Source organism: Pelomonas sp. Root1217 (genome assembly GCF_001425705.1).
In the GTDB taxonomy this organism is placed as follows: domain Bacteria; phylum Pseudomonadota; class Gammaproteobacteria; order Burkholderiales; family Burkholderiaceae_C; genus Pelomonas.
Window position 1 is genome coordinate 33,114 of record NZ_LMDC01000012.1, and the last position, 14,211, is coordinate 47,324.

Below are 14,211 nucleotides of genomic sequence, written 5' to 3' on the forward strand. Positions count from 1 at the left end.
CATCCGCCGCCATGAACTACCCCCATCTCCTCGCGCCCCTGGACCTCGGCTTCACGACGCTGAAGAACCGCGTGCTGATGGGCAGCATGCACACCGGCCTGGAGGATGGGCGCAAGCATTTCGAGCGCATGGCGGTGTTCTTCGCCGAACGGGCCCGTGGCGAGGTGGGCCTGATCGTCACCGGCGGCTTCGCGCCCAATATCGAAGGCTGGGCCAAGCCCTTCGCAGGCACGCTGGCTACCTCGGGCGCGGCGCGGCGCCACAAGATCATCACGGACGCCGTGCATGCCGAGGGCGGCAAGATCGCGCTGCAGATCCTGCACACCGGCCGCTATGGCTATTCGCCTCTGTGCGTGGCGCCGTCGCGCATCCAGAGCCCGATCAGCCCGTTCACGCCGCGTGAGCTCAGCGCGCGTGGCATCGAACGCCAGATCCGTGCCTTCATCCGCTGCGCGAAGCTGGCCCGCGAGGCCGGCTACGACGGTGTCGAGGTGATGGGCTCCGAGGGTTACTTCATCAACCAGTTCCTGGTGGAACACACCAACCAGCGCACGGATGAATGGGGCGGCTCCTACGAGAACCGCATGCGGCTGCCGCTGGAGATCCTCTCTCGCATGCGCGAGGCCGTCGGGCCGGACTTCATCATCATCTATCGCCTGTCGATGCTGGACCTCGTGCCCAACGGCAGCAACTGGGAAGAGGTCGTGGAGCTGGGCCGGCGCGTGGCCAAGGGCGGCGCCACCCTCATCAACACCGGCATCGGCTGGCACGAAGCGCGCATCCCGACCATCGCCACCAGCGTGCCGCGCGCCGGCTTCGCCTGGGTGACCGCAAAGCTTCGGGCCAAGCTGCGCGAGGAAGGCATCACGACGCCGCTGATCACCAGCAACCGCATCAACACGCCCGAGGTGGCCGAAGGCGTGCTGGCTGACGGCAGCGCCGACATGGTGTCCATGGCCCGGCCCTTCCTGGCCGACGCCGAGTTCGTCAAGAAGGCGCGGCAGGGCAGGGCGGATGAGATCAACACCTGCATCGCCTGCAACCAGGCCTGCCTGGATCACACCTTCGCCCAGAAGATCTCGACCTGCCTCGTCAATCCGCGCGCGGCCTACGAGCAGGAGATCGTGATCCGGCCAGTGACGGGTGCCAAGAAGCGCATCGCCGTCGTCGGCGCCGGCCCGGCCGGCCTGGCCGCGGCGACGACGCTGGCCGAGCGCGGCCATGCGGTGACGCTGTTCGATGCGGCCCACGAGATCGGCGGCCAGTTCAATATGGCCAGGCGCATTCCGGGCAAGGAGGAGTTCAGCGAGACGCTGCGCTATTTCCGCCGCCGCATCGAGGTCACCGGCGTCGAACTGAAGCTGAACTGTCGGGTCTCGGCCCAAGACCTGAACGGCTTTGACGAGGCGCTGCTGGCCACGGGCGTGGTCGCGCGCAACCCACGGATCAAGGGCCAGGACGAGGGCCAGGCGCGCGGCCAGGTGCTGAGCTATATCGATGTGTTGCGGCACGAGAAGCCCGTGGGTGCGCGCGTGGCCATCGTCGGCGCGGGCGGCATCGGCTTCGACGTGGCCGAATACCTTCTGGAAGCCGGCCATTCGCTGACGCTGGACCCGGCCGCCTGGCGCCGCCACTGGGGCGTGGGCGACCCGGAACAGGTGCGCGCCGGCCTGCTGCGGCCCGCGCCCGAAGCGCCGACGCGCCAGATCACGCTGCTGCAGCGCAAGGCCGGCAAGCCCGGCGCGGGCCTGGGCAAGACGACCGGCTGGATCCACCGTGCGGCGCTGAAGATGAAGAACGTCGACATGCTGGCCAGCGTCAACTACGAGCAGATCACGCCCGAGGGCCTGTGGGTCAGCTATGGCGAGAAGCGGGCCGACAACCAATTGATCGAGGCCGACACCATCGTGCTGTGCGCCGGCCAGGAGCCGCTGCGCGAGCTGGAGGCGCCCTTGAAGGCTGCGGGCATCAACGTCCACCTGATCGGTGGCGCGCTGGAGGCGGGCGAACTGGACGCCAAGCGCGCCATCCTGCAGGGCACCAAGCTGGCCTGCACGCTTTAGTTTTGGGAGAGTTGCCAGAGCTGGTACAGCGTGTCGTTGTCCTGCTCGACGACTTCCAGGCCGGTGGCCAGGTCGAAGCTGGAGTCATACCAGCCGCAGATTTCCGGCTTGCCGCCTGCCACCCCGGTGCGTGACCGGGCGGGCATGGCCACGGGCAGCTTGGAGTTGGACCAGGGCGACTGCGACGAGCTGAAGAATTGCATGGTGAGGGCTCCGTGATCTGAAGGCTCGGCGTGGTGTTCAACGCCATGCCGTCAGCATCGGCGCCCAGCCCTTTTGGGGACATCACCCGGAGGGTGGAGCGAGGGGGGACAAGCCGCCGCCGCATCCCCCTTCTCTCCCACTTCCTCCCTCCAAAGAGGGAGCAAAACTGGGGTCGGAGTCGATTTGTGGCCCAGTCCTTGTCCCCTCACGGTCACGGCAGCGTCGCCAGGACTACGCTGGTGTCCCTCTCTTCGTCGATGCCTGCCCCATGTCCAACGCCCCCGCCTACGCCCACGTCGCCATCAGCCCCGTCGACATCGCCGCCAGCCTGGCGGAACTCTGGTCGCCGCGTGTCATCGGCGCCTTCGACGACAACTACGTCAAGGTCGCCAAGGTGCAGGGCACCTTCGGCTGGCACCGGCATCCGGACGAGGACGAGCTCTTCCACATCCTGCGCGGCCGGCTGCGCATCGACTTGCGCGATGGCGCCGTGACGCTGGAAGCCGGGCAGATGTTCGTCGTGCCGCGCGGCGTGGAGCACTGTCCCGTCGCCGAGGAGGAGTGCCTGCTGATGCTGGTGGAGCGCAAGACGACGCTGCACAGCGGCGACACGCCGAACGAGAAAACCCGCTCCATCGAGGAACAACTCGGCAGCTAGCCAGCGCCCCGGCTGAGCTCGCGGCGCGCGTCGGCGCCAATCCAGCGCGCCGATTTCTCCTCACGCCGGCAAAGCCGCTCCGCCACAGTGAGCGCAGGCTCACGTAGCGCCTTGCTGCGTTTGCCGATCTGCCGCAATGCCCAGTTGACGGCCTTCTTGACGAAGTTGCGTTCGTCGTCAGCCGCGGCTTCGATGAGCGGCAGACGGGCGATGAAGTCGGCATCCGGCCGCTGCTTCTGATGCACAGCGGCCACCGCCAGCAGCGTGAAGCCGGAGCGTTTCTCGAACTCCAGCTCGCGCGCCGCCCAGCGCGGGATCGCCTCCCAGGCCAGCGGGCTCTTCACGAAGGCGTTCAGGCAAGCCTGGTCGCAGACGTCCCAGGCCCGCATGCCGGTGACCCAATGGTCCATCTGCTGCCGGGTGAACTTCGCCGGCTCGGCCACCATGCTGGCGAGGATTTGCGCGTCGGGGATACCGGTGTCCCACAGCGCCAGGGCCAGCCCGTGGTCGCGCTTGAACTCGCGGGCCAACGCCCGCAGCGTGGGCACGGCCAGGCCCAGGCGACCCTCGCCGGTCAAGCCGAAGCCGGCCATGGCTTCGAGTGCTTCGGGCCGGGCCGCGGCGTGCAGGCGTTGCAGGGCAAGGTCGAGTCGGGAGGTGCTCATGACGATGGCGCTTGACTTAGAGCGCACTCTAGGTCGTCCAATGCTCTCATGACAGCCCGAGACGATCCTCCCTTGCTGCTGATCGGCGCTCTGGCCGCGCGCTGCGGCAAGTCCGTCCACGCGATCCGCTGGTACGAAGCGCAAGGCCTGGTTCCGGGCGTGGCGCGCGATGCCGGCGGGCGAAGGCGCTACCGCGAGCAGCATGTCGCCTGGCTCGAACTGATGGACAGGCTGCGTACCACGGGCATGTCCATCGCCGAGATGCGCCGCTATACCGAACTCGTCACGCAGGGCCGCAAGAGCCTGGCGGCTCGCCGGGAGATGCTGGCCGCCCACCGCGCCGAGGTGCTGGCCACCATCACCCGCTGGCAGGAGGCGCTGTCTGCGCTGGACCAGAAGCTGGATTTCTACGACGACTGGATCGCCACCGGCCAGCGCCCGGCCCGGGACCCGATCTCAGACCCGCTCAAACCGAGGAGCGCCCGATGAACACCCCCGCCACCAACAAGGCTCTGCTGCAATCCATCTACGTCGCCCTGGCGGACGGCGACGGTGGCCCCTTCGTCGCCGCGATGGACGAGGACTTCAAATGGACCATTGCCGGCGTGTCGCCGTGGTCTCGCTGCTGGGCCGGCCGCGACGTGGTGCGCGGGCAGCTGCTGCAGCCGCTGTTCCAGCGCTTTGCGACGCGCTACCGCAGCCGCGCCCAGCGCTTCATCGCCGACGGCGACCATGTCGTCGTGCAATGCCAGGGCGAGGTGCAGACCCATGCGGGCGAGGCCTACGACAACCATTACTGCATGGTCTTCCGCCTGCAGGACGGCCGGCTCAAGGAGGTCACGGAGTACATGGACACCGACCTCGCCTGCCGCGTGCTGGGCACGCCCGAGGCGGCGCGCTGAAGTCAGGGCGCCGTGCGGCGCCTGCGCAGCCAGCCGGCCAGCGCGCCACCACCGGCGAGTGCCAGCCAGCCGGACGCCGGCTCGGGCACGGCAGTGACCGACACGTTGTCGATCAGCCCGCCGTACTGGTCGGACACGCCCAGCGCGTCAAAGCGCAGCAACGCGCTGCCGCTTTGCCCTAAGTCCACGGTGGCCGAGAAATGCTGCCACTGCGTCGTCGAGCCGCCGGCCACGTTGTCCAGCAGCGTGCCCGACAGCGAACCGAGGCTGTAGCCCAGCGTGTTCGAGCCCGCCGCCACATTGGTCCGCGGCGAGTACCAGAAGCTCAGCTCGACCCAGCCCGTCGCGGTGATCGTCTGGCTCATCGCGCTGTTGCCGAAGGTGTCCAGCTCGACGTGATAGAGGCCGTCCTGGGAGACGTTGCCCTCGAAGTTGTTCTGCACCTCGATGTCCGGCGCGCCGACCCAGCCGGTCAGCGTCGGCACGATCAGCCAGTTGCCCGGGTTGGCCGCATCGGCCTCGAAGCTACCGTTGACGACCAGGTTGGGTCCGGCGGCAAAGGCGGGCGCCAGGGCCAGGACAAGGACGGCGGCGGCGATGGTTTTCATGGGCTTCCCCTGAAATGACCCGCGGGAGTCTAGGCAGGAGGGGCCGTCGGCACCCTCCCTATGAACGCATTCGCCAAGGGCTCATGCGGCCGACTCATAAGCCCATTGGGAGAACGCGCGTGGCCTGTCGCAAAGCCTAGGACAATTGCGCCACCCCTTTCTCGTCGCCTGCCATGAAGCTGCCACCCCTCTTCTCGACGCTCGCGCTGGCCCTGACCCTGAGCTGCGCTCCTGCCCACGCCGCCACCGGCCCGGGTGTCTCCTGGCAGGCCGCTGCGGCCGATGCCGACATCGACCGCTACTTCGTCCAGGCCAAGGCCGAGAAGAAGCCAGTGCTGCTGTACTGGGGCGCGAAGTGGTGCCCGCCCTGCAACCAGCTCAAGGCGACTCTCTTCAACCGCGCGGACTTCATCGAGCAGAGCAAGGCCTTCGTGGCCGTGGGCATCGACGGCGACGCGCCTGGTGCGCAAAAGCTCGGCACACGCTTCAAGGTGCGCGGCTACCCCACGCTGATCCTGTTCAACCCGGCTGGCAACGAGATCACCCGCCTGCCGGGCGAGGCCGACGCGGCGCAGGTCATGAAGGTGCTGCAGCTCGGCCTGTCCAGCGGCCGCCCGGTCAAGGCGGTGCTGGCCGATGCCCTCAATTCCAAATCCACGGGCAAGAAGCTCGGCGCCAACGAGTGGCGGCTGCTTGGCTTTTACGGCTGGGAGACCGACGAGCAGCAACTGCTGCCGGTGGAGCAGCGCCCGGCAACGCTGGCCCAGCTGGCCAAGGCCAGCGAGGGCGTCGACGCCGAAACGACGACGCGGCTGTGGCTGAAGTCCATCGGCGCGATGGCCGAGGGCAAGGTGGCCGATCCGGCCCAGTTGCCCAGGCTGCGCGCCGTACTGGCAGACGCGGCGCAGTCGCGCGCGCAGATGGATGTGCTGACCAACGAGGCGCCCGACCTCGTCAAGGCGCTCGCTGCGCAACCTGGCGAGGCGCGCAACACGCTCGTCACCGAGTTCGATGCGGCGCTGAAACGCCTCAACGAAGATGCCACGCTGTCCCGCGCCGACCGGCTGAACGCACTGCAGGCCCGCATCGATCTGGCGCGGCTGGACGCGGCCAAGGATGAGCCGAACCCGAAGGGCATCCCCGCCGCGCTGCTGGCCGAAGCCCGCGAGCAGGCCAGCCGCGCCAACCGCGAGATCACCGACGGCTACGAGCGCCAGGCCGTCGTCACAGAAGCCGCCCACCTGCTCGGCCGCGCCGGCCTGTGGAAGGAGAGCGACGATCTGCTGAAGTCGGCCCTGGCGCGCAGCCACTCGCCCTACTACCTGATGAGCCAGCTCGGCGGCAACGCGAAGAAACAGGGCCGCAAAGCCGACGCGCTGCGTTGGTACGAGGAGGCCTTCAACAAGAGCGAGGGGCCTGCCACGCGGCTGCAGTGGGGCACGACCTACCTCGGCGCGCTGGTCGAGCTGTCGCCCGAGGACACGCCGCGCATCGAGAAGGCGGCAGCCCAGCTCTTCAGCGAGGCAGACAAGGACCCCGGCGCCTTCTACGAGCGCAGCGAGCGTTCATTGAAAAAGGTGGCGACCCTGCTGGGCGCGTGGAACCAGAGCCCGGTGCAAGCCGCCGCCGTGGGCAGGCTCAAGGCCCAGCTCGACGGCGTCTGCGGCAAGCTGGATGCCGCCGATGCCAAGGCCCGGTCGGCCTGCCAGGGGCTGATGAAGCCGGCCAGCAAGGCCTGACCGCTAGGAATCAGAGAGCAGCGGGTCGCGCCGCAGGTCGGCGTCCACGTCCATCAGCACGCTGGCCAGTTCCAGCGTGCGCCACAGCCCTTCGGGCATGGCCAGGATGGCCTCGGGGGTGCGCGCCTGGCTGACCCAGGCACCGATCTCGGCATGCTGCTCGGCAGTCAGCAGGCAACGGTCACGCATCTCGTCGAGTGTCTGCACGCTCAGCCTTTCATTGCGGCACGGTCGCCATCGTGGGATAGGAATCTAAGCCAGGCCCGCGACTTCAGGCATCATTTTTTTCGCGTCTTGGCCGGCGGAGGCGGCGTCTTGGCCACATCGCCGATGACCGTCTTGAGCGGGCAGACCCGGAAAGCCGGGCACTTGGCGCAGCCGACAACGGCAGCGATCGGGCAGAGGGTCATGGCTGGCGTTCCGGCGGGCTGAGGGATTGCGGCCCAGCATACGCCGCCGCGGCCCGTCAGGCCGTGATGCCCGTGCGAAAGGCGGCGATGAAGTCCGCCGCGGCGCGTGGCACCCAGGCCGGCCTGCCGGTCGTCGCCAGCGTAGACAGGGCCTGAAGCCACCCACGCGCGCTTTCCCGCCGCTCGCGCGGCTGCCTCAGCCACTCATCCCGGCTCACCGCGGCAGGCCGCCGCCCGGGCCGGATACTGCTTGCCACTGCAACGACAAGAAGAGATTGGCATGCGTGATTGGCGAGGACGCCTGCTGGCCCTGCTGACAATGGCCGGCCTGTGCACGGTGGCGGCCGCAGGGCCGCTCAAGCCCTGCCGCATCGACGGCATCCCCAACGAGCTGCAATGCGGCAGCCTGCAGCGCCCGCTGGACCCGGCCCGGCCGGACGGCGTGAAGATCGACATCCACTACGTCGTGGTGCCCGCGCTGGCGCGCAACAAGCAGCCCGACGCCGTGCTGCTGCTGGCCGGCGGGCCTGGCCAGAGTGCGATCAAGGTGGCTGCGCGCGTGCTGCCGCGCCTGTCCAGGCTGAACAACCGCCGCGACCTTGTCTTCATCGACCAGCGCGGCACCGGCCGCTCGGCGCCGCTGGACTGCCCCGACGACAGCAAGCTCTCCGTCGCCGAGCAGCTCGAGCCCAGTGCGCAGATGCGCCGCATCGACGAATGCCGCGCCGAGCTGGAAAAACTGCCTTACGGCAAGGACGGCGGCCTGCGCTTCTTCACGACGACCATCGCGATGCAGGACATGGACGCCGTGCGCGAGCAGCTGGGGGTGCCGCAGTGGAATCTCGTCGGTGCCAGTTACGGCACGCGCGCCGCGGTGGAGTACCTGCGCCTGTTCCCCACCAAGGTCCGCCGCACCGTCATCGACGGCGTCGCGCCGCCGGACATGATCCTGCCGGCCAGTTTCTCCACCGACGGCCAGGCGGCGCTGGACAAGCTCTTCCAGGCCCACGCCAAGACCCACCCCGAGCTGCGCGCCGACTGGCAGAAGCTGCTGGCCTCGCTGCCGCGCCAGGTCAATGTGCAGCAACCGCTGACCGGCGTGCCCGAGCGCTTCACCGTGGACCGCGAGTTGGTGATGCGCTCCGTGCGCGGGCCGCTCTACCAGCCCGCCCTGGCGGCAGCCCTGCCCGCCGCCATCCACGCGGCGGCCAGCGACGGCAACTTCGCCAGCCTCTTCGGCCTGACGACGGCCTTTGGCTCCAGCCCCTCCATGCGCCTGGCCATGGGCATGCATTTCTCGGTCATGTGTGCGGAGGACGTGCCCCGCATAGCCGAGGCGAAGGACACGCCGGGCGCGGACTTCCGCACCATCGACGCCGAGATGTACGCCCGCGTCTGCAAGACCTGGCCACGCGGCGACGTGGCGGCGGACTTCTACAGGATGCCGCCTGCACCCAGCCCGGTCCTTGTGCTGAGCGGCGGCGCCGACCCCGCCACGCCGCCACGCCATGGCGAGCATGTCGCCAAGGCCTTGGGCGCCGGCCATCCGGAGCGCGTGCAGCACGTGGTCGTTGCCGAGGCGGGCCACGGCGTCATGGCCGTGGGCTGCATGCGTGACCTGATGTTCCGCTTCATCGACGCCAAGCAGGACGAGGCCGCCCTGCCCCAGGACGCCGCCTGCGCGACGCGCATTCCGCGACCCGTCGCCTTCCAGCCGGTTCAGGGAGGGGCCGCTCAATGATCGACATCCAGGATGTTCACAAGCAGTTCACGGCCCAGAGCGGCGGCAGCCTCTTCAAGCGCCGGAACTCCAAAGACAGCAAGCGCGTCGTGCACGCGGTACAGGGCGTCAGCGTCAAGGCCGCCAACGGCCGCATCACCGGCCTGCTGGGCGCCAATGGCGCCGGCAAGACGACGACGCTGCGCATGCTGGCCGGCCTGTTCCCGCCGGACGCCGGTCACATCAGCGTGGACGGCATTGCCGTGCAGGACGCGCCGCTGAAGGCCTTGTCGCGCATGGGCATCCTCGGCGATGCCCATGGCCTGTACCCGCGCCTGTCGGCGCGCGAGAACATCGTCTACTTCGGCCGCCTGCAGGGCATGAGTCCCGATGCCGCCAACGCGCGTGCCGAGGAACTCGCCAAGCTGCTCGACATGGGCAGCATCCTGGACCGCCGCGCCGACGGCTTCAGTCAAGGCGAGCGCATGAAGACAGCCCTGGCCCGTGCCCTCGTGCACGACCCCGCCAACATCGTGCTCGACGAGCCCACCAACGGCCTGGACGTGCTGGCCACCCGCGCCTTGCGCGAGGCGCTGCGCTGGCTGCGCAGCCCCGAAGGCGGCGCCAAGTGCATCGTCTTCTCGACCCACATCATGCAGGAGGTGGAACACCTCTGCGACGAGGTCGTCGTCGTGTCCAAGGGGCGCAGCGTGGCCCATGGCAGCGTGCCGCAGCTGCTGGAACTGGCCGGCGAATCGCGTTTCGAGGACGCCTTCGTCAAGCTCGCATTTCCGGAAGAGGTGGCGGCATGAAACAAGCACTGATCGTTTTTGTCAAAGAGCTCAGCGACGCGCTTCGCGACCGGCGCACGCTGCTGCGTCTGCTGATCCCAGCGGTTCTGATGGGGCCGCTGCTGCTGATGGCGCTTTCAGGCCTGATCGCGTCGCTCGAGGAGCGCGCCGACAAGCGCGAGGTGCTGGCCGTTGGCATCGACACCGCGCCAACGCTGAAGAACTTCATCGAGCGCCAGACCTACACGCTCAAGGCCGCGCCCGAGGACTACGAGGCCCGGCTGCGCGCCACCACGCTGCTGGAGCCGGTGCTCGTCGTGCCCAAGGACTTCGAAGCCAAACTGCTGGCCGGCGAGGCGCCGACGGTGGAGGTGGTGAGCGACAGCGCCAACCAGCGGGCCAATGCCGGCGTTGGTGCCATCAAGAGCCTGCTCTGGGGCTTCAACCGCGAACGCTCAACGCTCAACCTCGCGATGCGCGGCGTATCCACCGAGCTGCTCGAACCCGTCGACATCCAGGACCGCGACCTTGCCAGCGCCCAGGCGCGTGCCGCGCGGCTGACCGGCATCATCCCGATGTTCATCATCATGGCCGTGCTCTACGGCGCGCTGACCGCGGCGCTGGACAGCACGGCGGGTGAGCGCGAGCGCGGCTCGCTGGAGCCGCTCTTGATGAACCCGGCGCCACACGGTGCCATCGTGACCGGCAAATGGGGCGCCGTGGCGCTGCTGGGCATGGCGGTGGCGCTGCTGTCCTCGTTGAGCTTCGTGCCGGCGCAGTGGCTGCTCAAGAGCGATGTGCTGCAGGCCCAGTTCAGCTTTGGCGGGCCCGAGGTGCTGGCCTTCTGGCTGCTGCAGATCCCGCTGGCCGCCGGCCTGTCGGCTCTGTTGATGGCCTTGGCCATCCGCTCCAAGACCTTCAAGGAAGCCCAGGCCGGCAGCACCCTGGTCATCACCGCCGTCACCTTGATGCCCATGGTCAGCCTGCTCAACCCGGGTGGCGAGGCGGCCTGGTACTACTGGGTGCCAGGCCTTGCGCAGAACACGCTGATGATGGCCGTGCTCAAGGGCGAGGCGCTGCGCTGGAGCCAGGTCATGCCGGGCGTCGTCGTTGGTTTTGCGCTGGCGGCCGTAGCCCTGCTTTACGTGGCCCGCTCGATGCGGGCGGCGGTGGCGCGCTAAGCTGCGCGCCGCATGAAACCCATCGTCACCCTCGCCGCCATGGCGCTGCTGCTGTCCGGCTGCACCAGCTTCAAAAGCTTCACCGCCTTCGAAGCCGCCACGCCGCCGGACTACAGCGGGCCCACGGTCAACGTCGCCGATCAGGTCACGGCAATAAGCCCACAGCGGCTGCACGTCTTCGAGATGACCGAGGTCGACGGGCGGCGACTTTCCAGCAGCAGCATGGCCAGCGCGCGGGCCGGACAGGGCAACGCCATGACGCTGGCGCCGGTGGCGCTGACCAACGAACTGCCGCCGCAGTCCGCGCGGGTGCGACTGCAGGCCGCAACCCAGTACGCCTCACCGCTGGTCGCGATGTCGAACCCGAGCTGCCGCACCGTGGGTGACGTGAGCTTCACGCCGCAGGACGGTAAGCGCTACACCGTTGCCGGCCACATCGCCGCCGACCGCTGCGAAGTCTGGATCGAGGAGATGGCGACCGGGCAGGTCGTCACAGAGAAGCTCACTGGCCCGGGCACCGAACGCTAACCCAGCCGTCGAGCGGCCGCCTTGAGCAAGGCCCGCGAATACCAGCGGTGAAAGCCCAGCAGGGCGTGGAAGACCCGGCCGAAGCGCGGCTCGCCGCCAGGCTCGCGGCGGCGCGGCACGACGGCTGAGCCGAACCACAGCGTGGTACCCGCCGCACCCGCCTCGGCCTTGAACCAGGAGCGCGTGGCGCCGCTGTCCTCGTGCATCAGCAGCTCGTCGGGCCTGCGCGCCTCGATGGTCCAGACCGCCAGGCGCTCGCCCTCGCCCTGTGCCACCGCGCGCGCCATCGCGTCGCTGGAGGGGCGGCCGAACAGTGCGATCAGCGCGCGCTCGACCTTGAAGAGGCGCGTCGTGTAGAAAGCCTCGACGAACTCGGCGAGGGTCACGGTGCGCGGGAACTTCAGCATGTAGGCATCGGCAAAGGCGCCACGCTCGGCGGCGAGGCGAGCCAGCAGGCTGTCGGCGGGAACAGGCGTGTCCAGGGGCATGTCCAAGGGCGTCATGGGCGCGAGCGTAAACGCCCTAGGCCGCAGCCGGTCACTTCAGGCCATCGAGCAGCGATTTGCGCAGCGTCGCCTCGTCGGCAATGCCCTGGTGGCGGCGCATCAGTTGGCCGTCCTGGAACGTGAAGAAGGTCGGCAGGCCGCTGACGCCGTACTGGACGGCGAACTCGTTGCCGCTGACCGACGTCCAGGGCTGGAAGGCCACGCGAACAAAGCTCACGCCCTTGGGCGACTCGTGCTGGGCCAGCGCGTTAAAGGTCGGGTTGGCCCTCACGCAATAGCCGCAACCCGGCTCATGGGAGCTCAGCTGCAACACCACCCAACCCTTCGTGTTGCGCACGAAGGCGCCGAGTTCGGCCGGCGCCACCTCCTTGACGAAGGGGTTGGGCGCCGGTGCCGATGCGGGAGGTTGCGGGCTCGGGGCCACGCGGCCAGGTGGCGGCGGCAGCGGCGCGTCGGCGGCTGGCGCGCGCTGGGCGTCGATGTAAGCCAGCAGCGGGCCGCGGTCCAACTGGGGTGCGCTGACGGTCTTGATGACGGAGGCATAGCCGGCGTGCGCCGCACCCACGCGGATGGCCACGACGGCGTCGGCGCGGTGGCCGATCAGGTACATGCCGCGGTCGCCGAAGTAGTTCCACGTCAGCTTCTTGGCCAGGTCCAGTTCGTGGAACCAGTAGACGCCTGCGTCCTCGGCGCCATCGGGCGACCTGCAGGGTATGTCGCAGATGGTGACCAGCTCGAAGCCCTGGTCGCGCAGCAGGCCGGCGTAGTGGCGGGCAATCAACAACGGGCTGTCGTCGGCCTCGTGCCTGTACTGCACCAGGCTCACCGCGCCCTCGTAAGGCAGGCGCACGCGGCTGGTGCGGTTGCCGCCCTTGGCACGCTCGGGCGGGCTGATGGGCAGGGCGCCCGCTTCCAGCGGGTTGTCATAACGGCCCAATGCCTTGGCGCGCGGATAGGGCCGCAGCTCGTCGACCGCCGCCTGGGCGCTGGCGACGCTCAACAGCAAGGCGATGGCGCCCAACAGGCGGCGCGAAGCCCGCACCGTGGCACGGTGATGTGGTTCGGATCTCATGTCTCTCCCTGACTTCAAACCCACGTCAAGCGCGGGCGCGGCAGTCTAGGAGGCCGACGGAGGCGCAAGCCCGCGCAAGTCGTTACGACCTGTTTGCTAGGGGGCCGGCGGCGCGGTTTCGCGCTCCATCCAGCCCAGCCAGCGCATCGCCTGCTCGCGGCTGTCGCCGCACATCTCCTCGTGCGGCAGCAGCGATCCGCACACTGCGGGGCGCTCGGGCCGGCCAAAGATGCGGCAGCGGTCCTCTTCATCGAGCTGCACGCAGCGCACGCCGGCCGGCTTGCCATTCGGGTGGCCGGGGATGGGCGAGCTGATCGACGGGGCGATGCAGCAGGCGGCGCAGTGAGGGCGGCAGTCCATGGCCGCGATTGTCCGGCCGGCTTCAGAAAACCCTAAGCCGGCGCCAGCAGCATGGCGCCAACCCAAGGAGGCCAACATGGACACACCCCTGAACGACACGCCATCCGCCAACCCGCCCGCGACTGTCACGCAGCCATTGTGGGACGCGCCGGTACGCCTGCTGCACGCCCTGATGGCGCTGAGCACGGCCGGCGCCTGGCTGACCGCCGAGGCCGACGGCTGGCGGGCCGTGCACATCAGCTTCGGCCTGACGCTGGCGGGCGCCATGGTGCTACGCCTGCTGTGGGGCTTCGTCGGCACGCCGCCCGCACGCTTCACGAGCTTCGTGCGCGGGCCGGCGGCCGTAGCCGCCCATTTGCGCGAGCTGCTGGCGGGCCGGGCGCGGCCCCACGCCGGCCACAACCCGGCTGGCGGCTGGGCCGTGCTGGCGTTGCTTGGCACCGGCTTGCTCGCCGCCGGTAGCGGCTGGCTGGCCTGGCAGGGCGGCGAAGACTGGGAAGAAGTGCACGAGGCCCTGGCCAACGGGCTGCTGGTGCTCGCCGGCGTGCACGTGGCGGCGGTGCTGCTGACGAGCTGGCAGGCGCGCGACCGCCTGGTGCCGGCGATGCTGACCGGGCGCAAGGCGGTGCCGGCCGGCACGCCGCCGACGCGGGTCATGCACCGCAGCTTGGCTGTGGCCGTGCTGGTCGCCCTGCTGGGCTTCTGGGCCTGGAGCCTGGGACCGACCTCGCCGTGGCAGGACGCCGACACGGCGGCCCATGGCGAAGGGCGGCATCATCACGAACGAGACCACGACGACTGACC

At 69.2% G+C, this 14,211-nt stretch carries 17 protein-coding genes; 10 read left to right on the forward strand and 7 right to left on the reverse strand.

The window, feature by feature from the left end; all coding sequences use genetic code 11:
- Positions 1–11: 11 nt before the first annotated feature.
- Positions 12–2,063: an NADPH-dependent 2,4-dienoyl-CoA reductase gene (locus tag ASC95_RS09065; protein ID WP_057297423.1), complete on the forward strand. Its 2,052-nt coding sequence runs from the start codon at positions 12–14 to the stop codon at positions 2,061–2,063.
- On the opposite strand, the gene ASC95_RS09070 is transcribed toward ASC95_RS09065, so the two are convergent.
- Positions 2,060–2,266, reverse strand: a complete 207-nt coding sequence (locus tag ASC95_RS09070; RefSeq protein ID WP_057297424.1) for a hypothetical protein — start codon at positions 2,264–2,266, stop codon at positions 2,060–2,062. The genes ASC95_RS09065 and ASC95_RS09070 overlap by 4 nt on opposite strands.
- 269 nt (positions 2,267–2,535) lie before the next feature.
- On the opposite strand from ASC95_RS09070, the gene ASC95_RS09075 reads away from it, so the two are divergent.
- Positions 2,536–2,925 (forward strand): cupin domain-containing protein, encoded by a 390-nt coding sequence (locus ASC95_RS09075; RefSeq protein ID WP_057297425.1) that lies wholly within the window; start codon positions 2,536–2,538, stop codon positions 2,923–2,925.
- On the opposite strand, the gene ASC95_RS09080 is transcribed toward ASC95_RS09075, so the two are convergent.
- The gene (locus ASC95_RS09080; RefSeq protein WP_057297426.1) at positions 2,922–3,590 is read right to left on the reverse strand and encodes a DNA alkylation repair protein; all 669 of its coding nucleotides are present in this window, start codon (positions 3,588–3,590) and stop codon (positions 2,922–2,924) included. The genes ASC95_RS09075 and ASC95_RS09080 overlap by 4 nt on opposite strands.
- Before the next feature lie 48 nt (positions 3,591–3,638).
- Between ASC95_RS09080 and ASC95_RS09085 the strand changes: the two genes are divergently transcribed.
- Together ASC95_RS09085 and ASC95_RS09090 are read left to right on the forward strand one after the other, a co-directional pair.
- Positions 3,639–4,079, forward strand: coding sequence for a MerR family transcriptional regulator (locus ASC95_RS09085; RefSeq protein WP_057297427.1), 441 nt, complete (start codon positions 3,639–3,641; stop codon positions 4,077–4,079).
- Positions 4,076–4,492: a nuclear transport factor 2 family protein gene (locus tag ASC95_RS09090; RefSeq protein ID WP_057297428.1), complete on the forward strand. Its 417-nt coding sequence runs from the start codon at positions 4,076–4,078 to the stop codon at positions 4,490–4,492. The genes ASC95_RS09085 and ASC95_RS09090 overlap by 4 nt, the downstream gene beginning before the upstream one ends.
- A gap of 2 nt (positions 4,493–4,494) precedes the next feature.
- Here ASC95_RS09090 and ASC95_RS09095 read toward each other — a convergent pair whose 3' ends face one another.
- Positions 4,495–5,100: a PEP-CTERM sorting domain-containing protein gene (locus ASC95_RS09095; RefSeq protein ID WP_057297429.1), complete on the reverse strand. Its 606-nt coding sequence runs from the start codon at positions 5,098–5,100 to the stop codon at positions 4,495–4,497.
- Between the two features lie 173 nt (positions 5,101–5,273).
- Here ASC95_RS09095 and ASC95_RS09100 point away from each other — a divergent pair, with 173 nt between their 5' ends.
- Positions 5,274–6,839: a thioredoxin fold domain-containing protein gene (locus ASC95_RS09100; RefSeq protein ID WP_057297430.1), complete on the forward strand. Its 1,566-nt coding sequence runs from the start codon at positions 5,274–5,276 to the stop codon at positions 6,837–6,839.
- A gap of 3 nt (positions 6,840–6,842) precedes the next feature.
- On the opposite strand, the gene ASC95_RS09105 is transcribed toward ASC95_RS09100, so the two are convergent.
- Positions 6,843–7,028 carry a hypothetical protein gene (locus tag ASC95_RS09105; protein WP_369820601.1) on the reverse strand — a complete coding sequence of 62 codons (186 nt, stop codon included), beginning with the start codon at positions 7,026–7,028 and terminating at the stop codon, positions 6,843–6,845.
- Between the two features lie 501 nt (positions 7,029–7,529).
- Here ASC95_RS09105 and ASC95_RS09110 point away from each other — a divergent pair.
- From ASC95_RS09110 to ASC95_RS09125, 4 genes are read left to right on the forward strand one after another with little or no spacing between them, the layout of a single operon-like run.
- Positions 7,530–8,990 (forward strand): alpha/beta fold hydrolase, encoded by a 1,461-nt coding sequence (locus ASC95_RS09110; protein WP_056190908.1) that lies wholly within the window; start codon positions 7,530–7,532, stop codon positions 8,988–8,990.
- Positions 8,987–9,781 carry an ATP-binding cassette domain-containing protein gene (locus tag ASC95_RS09115; RefSeq protein ID WP_082532300.1) on the forward strand — a complete coding sequence of 265 codons (795 nt, stop codon included), beginning with the start codon at positions 8,987–8,989 and terminating at the stop codon, positions 9,779–9,781. The genes ASC95_RS09110 and ASC95_RS09115 overlap by 4 nt, the downstream gene beginning before the upstream one ends.
- Entirely contained in the window at positions 9,778–10,941 is a 1,164-nt protein-coding gene (locus tag ASC95_RS09120) for an ABC transporter permease (protein ID WP_057297431.1), read from the forward strand. Before ASC95_RS09115 ends, ASC95_RS09120 begins: the two co-directional genes overlap by 4 nt.
- Before the next feature lie 12 nt (positions 10,942–10,953).
- Complete coding sequence (locus tag ASC95_RS09125; protein WP_056190912.1) at positions 10,954–11,469, forward strand: hypothetical protein; 516 nt, start codon at positions 10,954–10,956, stop codon at positions 11,467–11,469.
- Here ASC95_RS09125 and ASC95_RS09130 read toward each other — a convergent pair.
- The 3 genes from ASC95_RS09130 to ASC95_RS09140 form a co-directional block, all read right to left on the reverse strand.
- On the reverse strand, positions 11,466–11,972 hold the full coding sequence (locus ASC95_RS09130) for a hypothetical protein (RefSeq protein WP_200960113.1): 507 nt from the start codon (positions 11,970–11,972) through the stop codon (positions 11,466–11,468). The genes ASC95_RS09125 and ASC95_RS09130 overlap by 4 nt on opposite strands.
- Before the next feature lie 34 nt (positions 11,973–12,006).
- On the reverse strand, positions 12,007–13,047 hold the full coding sequence (locus ASC95_RS09135; protein WP_056190916.1) for a co-chaperone YbbN: 1,041 nt from the start codon (positions 13,045–13,047) through the stop codon (positions 12,007–12,009).
- Positions 13,048–13,143: 96 nt separating this feature from the next.
- Positions 13,144–13,407 (reverse strand): YkgJ family cysteine cluster protein, encoded by a 264-nt coding sequence (locus ASC95_RS09140; RefSeq protein WP_057297433.1) that lies wholly within the window; start codon positions 13,405–13,407, stop codon positions 13,144–13,146.
- 76 nt (positions 13,408–13,483) lie between these two features.
- Between ASC95_RS09140 and ASC95_RS09145 the strand changes: the two genes are divergently transcribed.
- Positions 13,484–14,209: a cytochrome b/b6 domain-containing protein gene (locus ASC95_RS09145; protein ID WP_057297434.1), complete on the forward strand. Its 726-nt coding sequence runs from the start codon at positions 13,484–13,486 to the stop codon at positions 14,207–14,209.
- Positions 14,210–14,211 lie beyond the last annotated feature (2 nt).

Coding starts and splice junctions, on each gene's coding strand:
- ASC95_RS09090 (WP_057297428.1), top strand. CDS start 4,076: ATGAACACCCCCGCCACCAACAAGGCTCTGCTGCAATCCATCTACGTC.
- ASC95_RS09140 (WP_057297433.1), bottom strand. CDS start 13,407: ATGGACTGCCGCCCTCACTGCGCCGCCTGCTGCATCGCCCCGTCGATC.
- ASC95_RS09120 (WP_057297431.1), top strand. CDS start 9,778: ATGAAACAAGCACTGATCGTTTTTGTCAAAGAGCTCAGCGACGCGCTT.
- ASC95_RS09065 (WP_057297423.1), top strand. CDS start 12: ATGAACTACCCCCATCTCCTCGCGCCCCTGGACCTCGGCTTCACGACG.
- ASC95_RS09080 (WP_057297426.1), bottom strand. CDS start 3,590: ATGAGCACCTCCCGACTCGACCTTGCCCTGCAACGCCTGCACGCCGCG.
- ASC95_RS09075 (WP_057297425.1), top strand. CDS start 2,536: ATGTCCAACGCCCCCGCCTACGCCCACGTCGCCATCAGCCCCGTCGAC.
- ASC95_RS09125 (WP_056190912.1), top strand. CDS start 10,954: ATGAAACCCATCGTCACCCTCGCCGCCATGGCGCTGCTGCTGTCCGGC.
- ASC95_RS09085 (WP_057297427.1), top strand. CDS start 3,639: ATGACAGCCCGAGACGATCCTCCCTTGCTGCTGATCGGCGCTCTGGCC.
- ASC95_RS09105 (WP_369820601.1), bottom strand. CDS start 7,028: ATGCGTGACCGTTGCCTGCTGACTGCCGAGCAGCATGCCGAGATCGGT.
- ASC95_RS09110 (WP_056190908.1), top strand. CDS start 7,530: ATGCGTGATTGGCGAGGACGCCTGCTGGCCCTGCTGACAATGGCCGGC.
- ASC95_RS09145 (WP_057297434.1), top strand. CDS start 13,484: ATGGACACACCCCTGAACGACACGCCATCCGCCAACCCGCCCGCGACT.
- ASC95_RS09135 (WP_056190916.1), bottom strand. CDS start 13,047: ATGAGATCCGAACCACATCACCGTGCCACGGTGCGGGCTTCGCGCCGC.
- ASC95_RS09130 (WP_200960113.1), bottom strand. CDS start 11,972: ATGACGCCCTTGGACATGCCCCTGGACACGCCTGTTCCCGCCGACAGC.
- ASC95_RS09100 (WP_057297430.1), top strand. CDS start 5,274: ATGAAGCTGCCACCCCTCTTCTCGACGCTCGCGCTGGCCCTGACCCTG.
- ASC95_RS09070 (WP_057297424.1), bottom strand. CDS start 2,266: ATGCAATTCTTCAGCTCGTCGCAGTCGCCCTGGTCCAACTCCAAGCTG.
- ASC95_RS09115 (WP_082532300.1), top strand. CDS start 8,987: ATGATCGACATCCAGGATGTTCACAAGCAGTTCACGGCCCAGAGCGGC.
- ASC95_RS09095 (WP_057297429.1), bottom strand. CDS start 5,100: ATGAAAACCATCGCCGCCGCCGTCCTTGTCCTGGCCCTGGCGCCCGCC.